General features: G+C 60.0%; 11 protein-coding genes. 8 read left to right on the top strand and 3 right to left on the bottom strand.

The features are described from left to right. Nucleotides 1–16: 16 nt before the first annotated feature. Complete coding sequence (locus EQV97_RS09870) at nucleotides 17–931, bottom strand: LysR family transcriptional regulator (RefSeq protein WP_122841200.1); 915 nt, start codon at nucleotides 929–931, stop codon at nucleotides 17–19. A gap of 182 nt (nucleotides 932–1,113) precedes the next feature. On the opposite strand from EQV97_RS09870, the gene EQV97_RS09865 reads away from it, so the two are divergent. Together EQV97_RS09865 and EQV97_RS09860 are read left to right on the top strand one after the other, a co-directional pair. Then, nucleotides 1,114–2,448, top strand: a complete 1,335-nt coding sequence (locus EQV97_RS09865; RefSeq protein WP_122841201.1) for a nucleobase:cation symporter-2 family protein — start codon at nucleotides 1,114–1,116, stop codon at nucleotides 2,446–2,448. A 62-nt stretch (nucleotides 2,449–2,510) separates the two neighbouring features. Continuing rightward, on the top strand, nucleotides 2,511–3,020 hold the full coding sequence (locus EQV97_RS09860; RefSeq protein WP_225570264.1) for a nucleoside deaminase: 510 nt from the start codon (nucleotides 2,511–2,513) through the stop codon (nucleotides 3,018–3,020). A 185-nt stretch (nucleotides 3,021–3,205) separates the two neighbouring features. Here EQV97_RS09860 and EQV97_RS09855 read toward each other — a convergent pair whose 3' ends face one another. Then, nucleotides 3,206–3,607, bottom strand: coding sequence for a lysozyme inhibitor LprI family protein (locus EQV97_RS09855; protein WP_122841202.1), 402 nt, complete (start codon nucleotides 3,605–3,607; stop codon nucleotides 3,206–3,208). A 247-nt stretch (nucleotides 3,608–3,854) separates the two neighbouring features. Here EQV97_RS09855 and EQV97_RS09850 point away from each other — a divergent pair, with 247 nt between their 5' ends. The 6 genes from EQV97_RS09850 (at nucleotide 3,855) to EQV97_RS09825 (ending at nucleotide 11,619) form a co-directional block, all read left to right on the top strand. After that, nucleotides 3,855–4,832 (top strand): dipeptidase, encoded by a 978-nt coding sequence (locus EQV97_RS09850; RefSeq protein ID WP_008033250.1) that lies wholly within the window; start codon nucleotides 3,855–3,857, stop codon nucleotides 4,830–4,832. 78 nt (nucleotides 4,833–4,910) lie between these two features. Continuing rightward, nucleotides 4,911–5,441, top strand: coding sequence for a DUF5943 domain-containing protein (locus tag EQV97_RS09845; protein WP_034116150.1), 531 nt, complete (start codon nucleotides 4,911–4,913; stop codon nucleotides 5,439–5,441). A gap of 15 nt (nucleotides 5,442–5,456) precedes the next feature. Next, nucleotides 5,457–7,517, top strand: coding sequence for a dimethylglycine demethylation protein DgcA (gene dgcA, locus EQV97_RS09840; RefSeq protein WP_122841203.1), 2,061 nt, complete (start codon nucleotides 5,457–5,459; stop codon nucleotides 7,515–7,517). 143 nt (nucleotides 7,518–7,660) lie between these two features. Then, nucleotides 7,661–9,613: a dimethylglycine demethylation protein DgcB gene (gene dgcB, locus EQV97_RS09835; RefSeq protein ID WP_122841204.1), complete on the top strand. Its 1,953-nt coding sequence runs from the start codon at nucleotides 7,661–7,663 to the stop codon at nucleotides 9,611–9,613. Next, a complete protein-coding gene (locus EQV97_RS09830; protein WP_122841205.1) occupies nucleotides 9,613–10,833 on the top strand; it encodes an electron transfer flavoprotein subunit alpha/FixB family protein in 1,221 nt (406 codons plus the stop codon). Before dgcB ends, EQV97_RS09830 begins: the two co-directional genes overlap by 1 nt. Before the next feature lie 15 nt (nucleotides 10,834–10,848). Beyond that, nucleotides 10,849–11,619: an electron transfer flavoprotein subunit beta gene (locus tag EQV97_RS09825; RefSeq protein ID WP_240888881.1), complete on the top strand. Its 771-nt coding sequence runs from the start codon at nucleotides 10,849–10,851 to the stop codon at nucleotides 11,617–11,619. A gap of 695 nt (nucleotides 11,620–12,314) precedes the next feature. On the opposite strand, the gene gbcA is transcribed toward EQV97_RS09825, so the two are convergent. After that, nucleotides 12,315–13,610, bottom strand: a complete 1,296-nt coding sequence (gene gbcA / locus EQV97_RS09820) for a glycine-betaine demethylase subunit GbcA (RefSeq protein WP_045059905.1) — start codon at nucleotides 13,608–13,610, stop codon at nucleotides 12,315–12,317. Nucleotides 13,611–13,764 lie beyond the last annotated feature (154 nt).

The following is a 13,764-nucleotide window of genomic DNA, read 5'->3' as shown; positions in this document are numbered from 1 at the left end:
AGTCACGGCATGAGTGTTACAGGGTGGTGGACTGCCCCCGACGATCCAGTTCAAACACTTTGTTCTGTTGCAGGCGCGTCTTCAGCCAGCGTTCGGCTTTGCCCATCTTGCGGGTACGGGCCCAGAGCAGGTCAACACCCACATGCCAGTCGGTGTGGGGATACGCACCCAATTGCAGTTCGACCAGTTCGCCATTGGCCAGTTCACGCTGGATCAACTGGCGCGGCAACGTGGCCCAACCGAGGCCGGCACGGACCATTTCCAGCAGCGCCAGGTAGTTTTCGGCCTGCCAGATCCGAGTGGAACGCAGGTACTCGCTGCTGGGCAGCTTTTCGGCGTGTGCGCTAAACGCCAGGCGGCGGTGCACGTGCAGGTCTTCGAAAGTCACGCTGCTCAATTTCGCCAGCGCATGTGCGGGGTGACAGACGTGCAGCATGATCAGCTTGCCCATCTGCTGGAATTCGAGCTGCGGCGGGTACTGCGGCTGGGAGAAGGCGATCCCCAGCACGGCCAGGCCCTGAGCTACGAGTTCGCTGACATCCCCATATACGGGGTGCCTGATCACCAGATCGACATAGGGGAAAGCCTCTTCGAACTCCAGCAGCACCGGCATGACGGCGTTGTAGGGCGTTTCAATGGCCAGTGACACGCTGGGTTCGATCGCGTCGGACAGGCAATCCGCATGGGCCTGGAGGGTCAGGCAACGTTCCAGCACCGACTGCGCCTGCAACAACATTTTCTGGCCGGCCTGGGTCAGCACCGGGTTGCGATTCGAGCGATCGAACAGTTCCACGCCCAGGTCCTGTTCCAGATTGGAAATCGCCACGCTCACGGTTGACTGAGTCTTGCCCAGCTTGCGCGCGGCCGCTGAGAACGATCCGCTGTGCACGGCCTGGACGAATGTTTGCAACTGGTCCAGAGAGAACTGCATGGGCGTGACCTCAAGCGACTTTAGCTATCGTTAAAATCGATGGTTGCTCATTTGCTCCATCGTTTACAAGCAGAGAATATCGGCCCTGAAACGAGCTCTTCTGCTGCATCGATTTGCGCTGTGCCTGGCCTGTGGACGCCTCCCAGGACTACAAGAAAAAAGCACTTCAGGAGACATTCGATATGAGCAATTCACAGGTTCATCCGGTGGACGTAATTCTGCCGGTTCGCCAGTTGGTGACATTCGGTTTGCAGCATGTGCTGGTGATGTATGCAGGTGCGGTGGCGGTACCACTCATATTGGGCAGCGCACTGGGGCTGACGTCGGCGCAGGTAGTGACGTTGATCAATGCGAATCTGCTGACGTCGGGCATCGCCACGATGATTCAGACCCTCGGCTTCTGGAAGTTCGGGGCGCGCCTGCCGCTGATTCAGGGCTGCTCATTCATTGCGCTGGCACCGATGATCATGATCGGCAAGGAGTTCGGGCTCACTGAAGTGTTCGGCGCGGTGATCGCGGCGGGGGCGATCACAATTGCCATGGCGCCCGTGTTCAGTAGGTTGCTGCGGTTCTTTCCGCCCGTGGTGATCGGCAGCCTGATCACCATCATCGGCATTTCCCTGATGCCTGCCGCGGCAATCTGGCTAGGTGGCGGCAATCCTGATTCCGCAGATTTCGGTGCGCCATCGAACCTGCTGCTGGGGCTGGCCACGGTCATCGTTACATTGGTGATCTATGCCAGGTTTTCCGGCTTCATTGGCAACCTCAGCGTATTGATCGGCTTGTTCGTGGGCAGCCTGATCGCGGCAGCGTTCGGCATGACGCACTTTGGGCAGGTGAGCAGCGCAGCCTGGTTCGAGCTGAGCCCGCCCATGGCATTCGGCATGCCGCAGTTTTCCCTGATGCCGATACTGGTCATGACGTTAGCGATGTTGGTGATCATGGCCGAAACCACCGGTAACTGCCTGGCGATCGGCAAATTGACCGGCAAGACCATCACACAAACAACCCTTGGCAATGCATTCCGTGCCGATGGGCTATCAACAATGCTCGGAGGGTTGTTCAACAGCTTCCCCTACAACGCTTTTACCCAAAACACCGGCCTTATCGCGCTCTCCAACGTCAAGAGCCGTTATGTCGTGGCTTCCGCTGGGGCAATCATGGTGCTGATGGGCCTGTTCCCCAAGCTGGGTGCGCTGATCGCAGCAGTGCCGACGCCGGTGTTGGGCGGTTGCGCCGTGGTGATGTTCGGCATGACCACGGTGGCCGGTATCCAGGAGCTCTCACGGGTGACATTCGAGGGGACTCGCAACGCAATCATCGTTGCCGTATCGATCAGCGTCGGTGTGCTGCCGATGTCGTTCCCGGCGCTGTTCGAACACGCCAGCGGCACTCTCAAACTGGTACTGGAAAGCGGAATCTTCCTCGGTGCGATCACTGCAATCGTGCTCAATATCCTGCTCAATCCGCAGAGCAGGCGCGAGCCGGTGGCACCAGCCGCCGAGCTGGCCGACTGACAGGTGTTTAGCCCCTGGCCGACGCGGTCAGGGGCACAGTTGAAAATAATAAGGAGTTTCACATGACAAGCTTCACTTGCGCTTTACCTGCCGGCATCACCGAACTTGATCTGCAACTGCTGCGCCGCTCACTCGAACTGGCAGAGGACTCAAAAGCCCGTGGTCGTCATCCGTTTGCTGCACTGGTCGCGGATGGGGCCGGCAACATCATTGCGGCGGCGGGCAATAATTCCATGCCGCCGGAAGGCGATCCCACCCAGCATGCCGAACTTGCTGCAGCCGCGCAGGCTGCCAAGCTGCTAAGCCCGGCAGACCTGGCGCAATGCACGCTCTACACCAGTGCCGAACCCTGCTGCATGTGTGCGGGGGCGATTTACTGGACGGGCATTGGCCGAGTGGTCTACGCGCTGTCCGAGCATGCCTTGCTGGGGCTCACGGGTGGCCACCCGGAAAACCCGACGTTCTCGTTGCCGTGCCGGGAAGTGTTCGCGCGCGGCCAGCGACAGATTCCAACATTCGGGCCGATGTTGGAAGCAGAGGCTGCGCGCGCGCATGAAGGGTTCTGGACGTGACTGGGTAGGGCGGTTTTTGCTGAGTGGAGGCGGGGCTGCCTCCCTTGGCTTTGGGGTTTGATGCTGGGGTTTAATGGTCGAAAAGATCGCAGCCTCGTTGCACTCGACAGCTCCTACACAGCTCCTACACAGCTCCTGCACCGCTGCTGCACCGCTGCTGTATGGGCACTTTCCGGATTTCTGACTCACTCCTGCCCGATCGACTCCAAAAACTCCGACCTTTCATCACTCATGCGTGCAATGCAGTCATTTTGCGCAATGGTGAACGCCTTGCTGCCACTCGTCGCCGGGAACGCTTCGACTGCGCAATCGGCGTCTCGCGTCTTCAGCCATTGTTGCTGCGCCGCTTTGATTTTTGCGGTGATGTCTGCCAGCTGGGTCGGGTTCTTGCCGTAGAGTATTTGCATGCGCTCGGCCAGGGTCTGGTAGTTGTCCTTGAGCAGGTCTTCGGCGGCGGTTCGGCCATAAACCGAGCATTCGAGGGTCTGGACGTCGTTTTCGACAGCGTCGCAGGGGGTGGTCTCGGATTCTTCTTCCGCGTGTACGCCCGTGGCGGTCAATGCCAGAACCAGAAAGATCATTTTCATTGCGCTGCCGTCCCTCATTCCAGTTGAACCTCAGTGAAGCATCCAGTCGTGCAGCGGATTCTGGCTCAACCTGACGGGCTTGAACAGGCGGGCGAGCAGGGGTGGCGACGACCCTTTGTCGCGGATTGACGCTTTCGGCAATTCCCCTGTCGTTTTTGCACCCGGCTGTCCCGGTGCTCAGGCATATGCTGGCTCCAAAGCGCCGGCACACGATTCGGCGCATGAATCGACAATAGGGGACAGCCTGATGAGCCCAGCCGAACTGCACGCCGACAGCATCGTTATCGACGGGCTGATTATCGCCAAGTGGAACCGTGAGCTGTTCGAGGACATGCGCAAAGGCGGCCTGACGGCGGCCAACTGCACCGTGTCGGTGTGGGAGGGCTTCCAGGCCACTGTCAACAACATCGCCGCCAGTCAGAAGCTGATTCGTGAAAACAGCGACCTGGTCATTCCGGTTCGCACCACCGCCGACATCCGCAAGGCCAAGGAGCAGGGCAAGACCGGTATCCTCTTCGGCTTCCAGAATGCCCACGCCTTTGAAGACCAGATCGGCTATGTCGAGGTGTTCAAGCAGCTCGGTGTCGGTATTGTGCAGATGTGCTACAACACCCAGAACCTGGTCGGTACCGGTTGCTACGAGCGCGATGGCGGCCTGTCCGGTTTCGGTCGTGAAATCGTCGCCGAGATGAACCGAGTTGGCGTGATGTGCGACCTGTCCCACGTCGGATCGAAAACCTCTGAAGAGGTGATTCTCGAATCGAAGAAACCCGTCTGCTACTCCCACTGCCTGCCGTCGGGCCTGAAGATTCACCCGCGCAACAAATCCGATGAAGAACTCAAGTTCATTGCGGATCACGGCGGCTTTGTCGGCGTGACCATGTTCGCGCCGTTCCTCGCCAAGGGCATCGATTCGACCATCGACGACTACGCCGAAGCCATCGAATACACCATGAACATCGTCGGCGAAGACGCCATCGGCATCGGCACCGACTTTACCCAGGGGCACGGCCAGGACTTCTTCGAGTACCTGACCCATGACAAGGGTTACGCCCGCCGCCTGACCAGCTTCGGCAAGATCATTAACCCGCTGGGCATCCGCACCGTCGGCGAGTTCCCGAACCTCACCGAAACCCTGCTCAAGCGCGGCCATAGCGAGCGCGTGGTGCGCAAGATCATGGGCGAGAACTGGGTCAACGTGCTCAAAGACGTCTGGGGCGAATAAGCCGCCGCACTTCTGAATCCTTACCTGCGGCCATCCGCGCCGCAGGCAACACCCCAATTTTTCTGGAGTTAAGTTTCCATGGCCAAGATCGCCCCGCAATTGCCTATCGAAGTCGACAGCGAAACCGGTGTCTGGACCTCCGATGCCCTGCCGATGCTGTACGTGCCACGTCATTTCTTCGTCAACAACCACATGGGCATCGAGGAAGTGCTGGGCGCCGACGCCTATGCCGAAATCCTCTACAAGGCCGGCTACAAGTCCGCCTGGCACTGGTGCGAAAAAGAAGCCGAATGCCACGGCCTTGAAGGCGTCGCGGTGTTCGAGCACTACATGAAGCGCCTGTCGCAACGTGGCTGGGGCCTGTTCAAAATCCAGGACATCGACCTCGATAAAGGCACCGCCAGCGTCAAGCTCGAGCACTCCGCCTTCGTCTACGTGTACGGCAAGGTCGGGCGCAAGGTCGACTACATGTTCACCGGCTGGTTTGCCGGTGCCATGGATCAGATTCTGCAAGCCCGCGGCAGCCAGATCCGCACGGTTGCCGAGCAAGTCTACGGTGGCTCCGAAGAAGGCCACGACGACGGTTTGTTCACCGTCAAGCCGTTGTAAGTCGAGGAACCCGCCATGGCTTTCGAAGCAATGTTCCAGCCGATCCAGATCGGCAAACTGACCATCCGCAACCGCGTGCTCAGCACCGCGCACGCCGAGGTCTACGCGACCGACGGCGGTATGACCACCGACCGGTACGTCAAGTATTACGAAGAGAAAGCCAAGGGCGGGATCGGCCTGGCCATTTGCGGCGGTTCTTCAGTGGTGGCCATCGACAGCCCGCAGGAGTGGTGGAGCTCGGTGAATCTGTCCACCGACCGGATCATTCCGCACTTCCAGAATCTCGCTGACGCCATGCACAAGCACGGCGCCAAGATCATGATCCAGATTACTCACATGGGCCGGCGTTCGCGCTGGGACGGCTTCAACTGGCCGACCCTGATGTCGCCGTCCGGGGTGCGTGAGCCGGTACACCGTGCTACTTGCAAAACCATTGAGCCGGAAGAAATCTGGCGGGTTATCGGCAACTACGCGCAAGCGGCACGCCGTGCCAAGGCCGGTGGCCTGGACGGCGTCGAATTGTCCGCCGTGCACCAGCACATGATCGACCAGTTCTGGAGCCCGCGCGTCAACAAGCGAACTGATGAGTGGGGTGGCAGCTTCGAGAACCGCATGCGTTTCGGCCTGGAAGTATTGAAAGCCGTGCGCGCCGAAGTCGGTCCCGATTTCTGCGTCGGCATCCGTCTCTGCGGCGATGAATTCCATCCGGATGGTTTGTCCCACGAGGACATGAAGCAGATCGCCAAGTACTACGACGACACCGGCATGCTGGACTTCATTGGCGTGGTGGGCTCGGGTTGCGACACCCACAACACCCTGGCCAACGTGATCCCGAACATGAGTTATCCACCGGAGCCGTTTCTGCACCTGGCAGCCGGTATCAAGGAAGTGGTCAAGGCCCCGGTTCTGCACGCGCAGAATATCAAGGACCCGAACCAGGCGACGCGCATTCTCGAAGGCGGTTACGTCGACATGGTCGGCATGACCCGCGCGCACATCGCCGACCCGCACCTGATCGCCAAGATCAAGATGGGCCAGATCGACCAGATCAAACAGTGCGTCGGTGCCAACTACTGCATCGACCGGCAATACCAGGGCCTGGATGTGCTGTGCATCCAGAACGCAGCGACTTCCCGTGAATACATGGGCGTTCCGCACATCATCGAAAAGACTACCGGGGTCAAACGCAAGGTCGTAGTAGTGGGTGCCGGGCCTGCCGGTATGGAGGCAGCGCGCGTGGCCGCCGAACGCGGCCACGACGTGACCCTATTCGAGAAGAAGGAATTCATCGGCGGGCAAATCACCACGGCGTCGAAAGCGCCGCAGCGCGACCAGATCGCCGGCATTACTCGCTGGTATCAGCTGGAACTGGCGCGTTTGAAAGTCGACCTGCGCCTGGGTGTGGCGGCCGATGCGCCGACCATTATGGATTTGCGCCCGGACGTCGTCGTGCTCGCCGTCGGCGGTCATCCCTTCCTGGAGCAGAACGAGCACTGGGGCGCGGCTGAAGGCCTGGTGGTCAGTAGCTGGGACATCCTCGATGGCAAGGTTGCACCGGGCAAGAACGTGCTGGTGTACGACACTATTTGCGAGTTTACCGGCATGTCGACCGCCGACTTCCTCGCGGACAAAGGCAGCCAGGTCGAGATCGTTACCGACGACATCAAGCCAGGCGTGGCAATTGGCGGCACATCGTTCCCGACCTACTACCGAAGCATGTACCCCAAGGAAGTGATCATGACCGGGGACATGATGCTGGATAAGGTCTACCGCGAAGGCGACAAGCTGGTGGCGGTGCTGGAGAACGAGTACACCGGCGCCAAGGAGGAGCGGGTGGTGGATCAGGTAGTCGTGGAAAACGGCGTGCGCCCGGACGAAGAAATCTATTACGCGATGAAGGAAGGTTCGCGCAACAAGGGCCAGATCGACGTCGAAGCCCTGTTCGCGATCAAGCCTCAGCCTTGTCTGGAACAGAGCGGCGATGGCTACTTGCTGTTCCGCATAGGCGACTGCGTAGCCCAGCGCAACGTGCACGCGGCGATCTATGACGCATTGCGGTTGTGCAAGGATTTCTAAGTTTTTGACGTCACCTGCGTAGGAGCTGCCGCAGGCTGCGATCTTTTGCTCGTGTTTTTCAAGATCAAGATCAAAAGATCGCAGCCTGCGGCAGCTCCTACGCCGAACGCGTTTCTCCAAGATGTACTGGTGGGAGCTTCACCATGTTGAACACCCTTCTTCCAATCCTGTTGTTCGCCGCCTTGGGCCTGGCTGTCCTTGGCGCGTTGCGGCGGGTGGCCATGTGGCGTCGGGGCCGGGCTTCCAAAGTCGACCTGATCGGCGGCCTGCTTGCCATGCCAAAGCGCTACATGGTCGACTTGCACCACGTGGTGGCGCGGGACAAATACATCGCCAATACCCACGTCGCCACCGCCGGTGGTGCGGTGGCTTCCGCCGTGCTGGCGATCCTGGTTCACGGTTTCGGCCTGCATAACCGCTTCCTCGGGTATGCACTGCTGCTGATGACTGCCGTGATGTTCGTGGGGGCGATTTTCGTCTACCTGCGCCGACGCAATCCTCCGGCCCGTTTGTCCAAAGGCCCGTGGATGCGCCTGCCGAAAAGTCTCCTGGCGTTCTCCGCTTCGTTTTTCCTGGTGACCCTGCCAGTCGCAGGCATCCTCCCGGAAAATTTCGGCGGCTGGATCCTGGCGGCAATCCTGTTTGTCGGCGTGTTGTGGGGCGTCTGCGAGTTGTTCTTTGGCATGACTTGGGGCGGCCCGATGAAGCACGCCTTTGCCGGTGCCCTGCACCTGGCCTGGCACCGTCGCGCCGAGCGCTTTGGCGGCGGTCGCTCCACCGGTTTGAAACCGCTGGATCTGAACGATCCGACCGCGCCACTGGGTGTGGAAAAGCCCAAGGATTTCACCTGGAACCAGTTGCTCGGCTTCGACGCTTGCGTACAGTGTGGCAAGTGCGAGGCTGCGTGCCCGGCATTTGCTGCCGGCCAGCCGTTGAACCCGAAAAAACTGATTCAGGACATGGTCGTTGGCCTGGCCGGTGGCACCGATGCCAAGTTTGCCGGCAGCCCATACCCAGGCAAGCCCATCGGTGAGCACGCCGGCAATCCGCATCAACCGATCGTCAACGGTCTGGTGGACGCCGAAACCCTATGGTCCTGTACCACTTGCCGCGCCTGCGTTGAAGAGTGCCCGATGATGATCGAGCACGTCGATGCCATCGTCGACATGCGCCGCCATCTGACCCTGGAAAAAGGCGCGACCCCGAACAAGGGCGCTGAAGTCCTGGAAAACCTGATTGCCACCGACAACCCCGGCGGCTTCGCCCCGGGAGGCCGGATGAACTGGGCGGCGGACTTGAACCTCAATCTGATGAGCGAGAAAAAATCCGTCGACGTGCTGTTCTGGGTCGGCGACGGAGCCTTCGACATGCGCAACCAGCGCACCCTGCGTGCGTTTGTCAAAGTGCTGAAAGCGGCCAGGGTCGACTTCGCGGTTTTGGGCCTTGAAGAACGCGACAGCGGAGACGTGGCACGGCGACTGGGTGACGAAGCGACGTTCCAGCTGTTGGCCAAACGCAATATCCAGACCCTGGCCAGGTACAGCTTCAACCGCATCGTCACCTGTGACCCCCATAGCTTCCACGTGTTGAAGAACGAGTACGGCGCCTTCGACGGCAACTACCTCGTGCAGCACCACAGCACCTACATGGCAGAAATAATTGCTGCCGGCGCCCTTAGCCTCGGCCAGCACAAAGGCAGCAGCGTCACCTATCACGACCCGTGCTACCTCGGTCGATACAACGGCGAGTACGAAGCGCCCCGTGAAGTGCTGCGTGCCCTTGGCATCGAAGTCAAAGAGATGCAGCGTTCAGGTTTCCGTTCCCGTTGCTGCGGCGGTGGTGGCGGTGCGCCGATCACCGACATCCCGGGCAAGCAACGAATCCCCGACATGCGCATGGAAGACATTCGCGAAACCGGCGCCGAACTGGTGGCAGTCGGTTGTCCACAGTGCACCGCGATGCTTGAGGGCGTGGTCGAACCGCGACCGCTGATCAAGGACATCGCTGAACTGGTGGCCGACGCGCTGCTCGAAGAGGCGGTGCCGAACAAGCCCAATGCACCGGTGCAACATGAAGAACCTGCGGAGGCCCACTGATGAGCGACATTATCCGCCGCGATCCGCGCGCCGAATGGATCGCCCGCAACCGCCTGCACCCGCTGCACGCGGCCATGCAACCGGCGCAACACAGCTGGATGGGGCCTAACGGGGTCATCCGCAAGAACCCCCACGGCGTCGGCTTTATCGGGCCCAACGGGCTGAAGCGCATCGACCGTAGCGGGGCCCAGCAAGGTGGGGCGACCAAGCGTACCGCCGCTGTAGAAGTACAATTGCCGCTGCATCAGGTGCCTGCGCCGGCGTTCTATATTTGCGTGGTCCCGGACATGGTCGGTGGCCGCCTGAGCAGTCACGACCGTGACTTGCTGGGGCTGGCTCATCAATTGGCCGGCTCGGACGGCGCGGTATTGGCGGTGGTGTTTGGTGAACACAAGGAAAGCACATTTGCCACCGCTGGCGTGGATCGCCTGTTGGTGCTGGACGGCGAGGAATTCAGCGGTTATGCACCGGAACAACGAGTGCAGGGCCTGCGGGCTGTGGATAACCAGTTCAATCCGCATCACTGGTTGTTGCCGGACAGCCGTACCGGTGGTGGCGAACTAGGCCGTCGCTTTGCCGCAGCCTTGGGCGAACGCCCCGCAACAAGGGTCTGGCAGGTCAAGGATCAGGAGTGCATCGGCCGCGCCGGTGCTGGCCTGCAGGATCTTGCCCGACCGGTTGCGCGCCTGATTCTGGCTGCCGTCGAATGTGCCGAACCGGTCAGTGAAAGCCGTCATGAAGTCTTGCCGGTGGAGTTATCCACAGCCGTGGCGCGCAGCCTTTCGCGCATCGAAGATCTGGGCGCAGTGGCTGTCGATCCGGCAGCGATTCCCATGGCCGAAGCGGAATTCATCTTCTCTGGCGGGAACGGCGTCAAGGATTGGGGACTTTTCCACAGTACCGCCCAAGCGTTGGGCGCTACCGAAGGCGCATCGCGGGTAGCGGTGGACGACGGCTTCATGGCGCGCGACCGTCAGGTCGGTGCGTCCGGCACCTGGGTCACCGCACGGGTCTATGTAGCGGTGGGGATTTCCGGGGCGATCCAGCACCTGCAAGGCATTGGTGCCTGTGACAAGGTGGTGGCGATCAATCTCGACCCCGGTTGCGACATGATCAAACGGGCCGACCTGTCGGTGATCGGCGAGAGTGCCGAGATTCTACAAGCCTTGATCGATGCGGTAGCGGCTTACCGGAACGACGCCAAGCGCGATGCGGCTTAAGGGAAGGAAAAGGTCATGAGCACGAAAATCATCAGCCTGGTGTCCATCGGCGCCCACCCGACCTCCGGCCGGCCACGTCGCGCTGAGCAGGATGCGCGCGCGGTAGAACTGGGCCTGCAACTGGCTGGGGATAACTTGCAAGTCCTGCACGCAGGCGACGTCGCCGAGCCTGCCTTACGTGCCTATCTGGGTATGGGCCTTGAGCAACTGCATGTGCTGGAACAACCGGAGGGCGCCGATGCATTGCCCGCATTGACCGCCTACTTGCGTGAAGCCGGCGCCCAGGTGGTACTCACCGGCAGCCAGGCGGAAACCGGCGAAGGGTCGGGCATGCTGCCGTTCCTGCTGGCTGAAAGCCTTGGTTGGCCGCTGGTAGTGGGGCTGGCACAAGTGGAATCCATCGACGGTAATTGCGCACTGGTGCTGCAGGCATTGCCGCGAGGCCAGCGTCGTCGCTTGAAGGTTCGCCTGCCGTTCCTGGCGACTGTGGATAACGCTGCGCCAAAACCACGGCAAAGCGCCTACGGCCCGGCGCGACGCGGCTTGTTGCAGGCGGACGAAGTCGAGGTATTCGACGATGAGTTACTCGCAGTAGCGACCCTGCAACCGGCCAAGCCACGGCCGAAACGCTTAAAGGTGATCAAGGCCAAAAGTGGCGCTGATCGCATGAAGGCCGCGACGGCCAAGGCCAGTGGCGGGGGCGGGCAGGTTTTGAAGGGATTGACTGCGCAAGCCGGCGCCGACGCGATCCTGAAGTTGTTGATCGAAGAAGGCGTCGTTCGCTAAGGCTTGCCATCCATCGCACGCGAGCCGCGAGCTCTAGCCGGAGGATGCTGTGGCTTCAATACGTCAAACGATTTAGTTAATCCGGTGCTTGCTACTTGCCCACAATCGCTGTTGGCGCTTTTGTGGATAAGTTGTTTGCTGTCGGCTACGGGCCCCATAAACCGGGCCTCTAAAGCGTTTGATTAAAAAATAGCCAATCTGTCATTGTCTACTTGAATATCCTTCGAAATCGCTGATTTGGCGCGGTCTCCCCGGGTTTTCCACAGATCTCCAATAGTTGCCCCCAAAGTCTGTTGGCGCTTCTGTGGATAAGGTGTTTGCGATCCGCTGCGAGCCACGCAGGGCGTGGCTTTGAAGCATTAGATCAAAAAATGACCAGCTGCTTCGAGAAATGCAGGTTTCGGATAAGTCACGGATTTTATTTAGTTTATGCGCAGATGATTTGCGCCTATCCACAGTTGTCCCCAATTGCTGTGGGTGGAGATGTGGATAACTTGTTGGCGGAAGGCCACGAGCTGCGCACCGTATAGCGCTAAACGCAATTGATCATATTTCGTACAGTTATAACTTGGGTCGGGTGTTGTCGTTAAATATCGCAGCCTGTGTCAGCGCCTGCAGTGACGTGTGCACCGATAATTTTATCGGACACAACAAAACTGCAGGCGCTGGCGCAGGCTGCGATCTTTTGACTTTGATCAACCTTGAACGGGAACGCCTTTGAGATACGGCGCAGGCTCAGCCCCCAGATTGTTCAGCAGGCGTTCGCTGTACCAGTCCACAAAGTTCACCACACCGAACTCATAGGTCTTGGAATACGGCCCAGGCTGGTAGGCCGTGGAGTTGATCCCGCGCTGGTTCTCTTCCGCCAGGCGACGGTCCTGGTCGTTGGTGGCATCCCAGACCTGGCGCATGCGATCAACGTCGTAGTCCACGCCTTCAACGGCGTCCTTGTGCACGATCCACTTGGTGGTGACCACGGTTTCCTGGGCACTGATCGGCCACACTGTGAACACAATGATGTGATCGCCCATGCAGTGGTTCCATGAGTGCGGCAGGTGCAGGATGCGCATCGATCCCAGATCGGGGTTCTTGATGCGGCCCATGAGTTTTGCGCAGCCCTGTTTGCCGTCCAGGGTCATCGAGACGGTGCCCTTGAGCAGCGGCATGCGCACGATGCGGTTACGCAGGCCGAAGCTGGCGTGGGCGTAAGGGATCTTCTCGGCTTCCCAGGCAGCGGCCGAGGCGGCCACGTGGTCCTTGAACCCCTGGTCGGCGCGCGGGTCGGTGACGTCGTCCCATTCCAGCAGGGTTTTGAGCAGTTCCGGGTGCGAGGCGTTGCAGTGGTAGCACTCGCGATTGTTTTCCAGCACCAGCTTCCAGTTGGCTTTTTCAACCAGGGTGGTGGTAATCGCCACCTTGGTGTTCTCCATGTCGTAGGGTTCCATGTAGTGATTCAGCGTCGACAGGAAGTCATCGATGGCCGGCGGATTTTCCGCCAGGCTGATAAAGATGTAGCCGCCCGCAGTCTTCACGTTCACCGGCTTGAGACCGTACTGCTTCATGTCGAAGTCGGCACCCATTTCGGTGCCGGCGAACAGCAGGCGACCGTCCAGCTCGTAGGTCCATTGGTGGTAGTGACAGACCAGCTTGGCGACCTTGCCTTTTTCGCTGGTGCACAAACGCGAACCCCGGTGACGGCAGACGTTGTGGAACGCATGCACCACACCCTCGGCACCGCGGATGACGATGATCGGGTTCTTGCCGATCTGCAGGGTCAGGTAGTTGCCCTTGGTCGGGATCTCGCAGGTCATGCCGGCGATCAGCCACTCCTTCTGGAAAATTTCCTGCATGTCGATATCAAACAGCCGCTCGTCAGAGTAAAACGGCTGCGGCAGCGAGAAAGTGCGCTCGCGCTCTTGCAGCATCTGTGCGGTGGCCTTGCGTGCGGGTTCCAGCGGATCGCCCAGGCTGATTTTTGCGGTGACGTCCATCGATTTGATCCTCAAGGCCATTCTGTGTGGCCGGCGAAAGTGGCTATGTGGCCGGTTTAGCGGGTTTGCTACGCAAGGTGTAAAGAATCTGTCTTTGTGTGGAGCGAGTGTGGGGCCGGCGCTGCCCAGAACCTTATCCATGGGCGACATGGCC

Origin of the sequence: Pseudomonas sp. TMW22090, assembly GCF_022496665.1 — a bacterium.
GTDB lineage: Bacteria > Pseudomonadota > Gammaproteobacteria > Pseudomonadales > Pseudomonadaceae > Aquipseudomonas > Aquipseudomonas gregormendelii.
This window is presented reverse-complemented; position numbering and strand designations above follow the sequence as displayed.

Coding starts and splice junctions, on each gene's coding strand:
- dgcA (WP_122841203.1), top strand. CDS start 5,457: ATGGCTTTCGAAGCAATGTTCCAGCCGATCCAGATCGGCAAACTGACC.
- EQV97_RS09845 (WP_034116150.1), top strand. CDS start 4,911: ATGGCCAAGATCGCCCCGCAATTGCCTATCGAAGTCGACAGCGAAACC.
- EQV97_RS09865 (WP_122841201.1), top strand. CDS start 1,114: ATGAGCAATTCACAGGTTCATCCGGTGGACGTAATTCTGCCGGTTCGC.
- EQV97_RS09855 (WP_122841202.1), bottom strand. CDS start 3,607: ATGAAAATGATCTTTCTGGTTCTGGCATTGACCGCCACGGGCGTACAC.
- EQV97_RS09825 (WP_240888881.1), top strand. CDS start 10,849: ATGAGCACGAAAATCATCAGCCTGGTGTCCATCGGCGCCCACCCGACC.
- gbcA (WP_045059905.1), bottom strand. CDS start 13,610: ATGGACGTCACCGCAAAAATCAGCCTGGGCGATCCGCTGGAACCCGCA.
- dgcB (WP_122841204.1), top strand. CDS start 7,661: ATGTTGAACACCCTTCTTCCAATCCTGTTGTTCGCCGCCTTGGGCCTG.
- EQV97_RS09860 (WP_225570264.1), top strand. CDS start 2,511: ATGACAAGCTTCACTTGCGCTTTACCTGCCGGCATCACCGAACTTGAT.
- EQV97_RS09830 (WP_122841205.1), top strand. CDS start 9,613: ATGAGCGACATTATCCGCCGCGATCCGCGCGCCGAATGGATCGCCCGC.
- EQV97_RS09870 (WP_122841200.1), bottom strand. CDS start 931: ATGCAGTTCTCTCTGGACCAGTTGCAAACATTCGTCCAGGCCGTGCAC.
- EQV97_RS09850 (WP_008033250.1), top strand. CDS start 3,855: ATGAGCCCAGCCGAACTGCACGCCGACAGCATCGTTATCGACGGGCTG.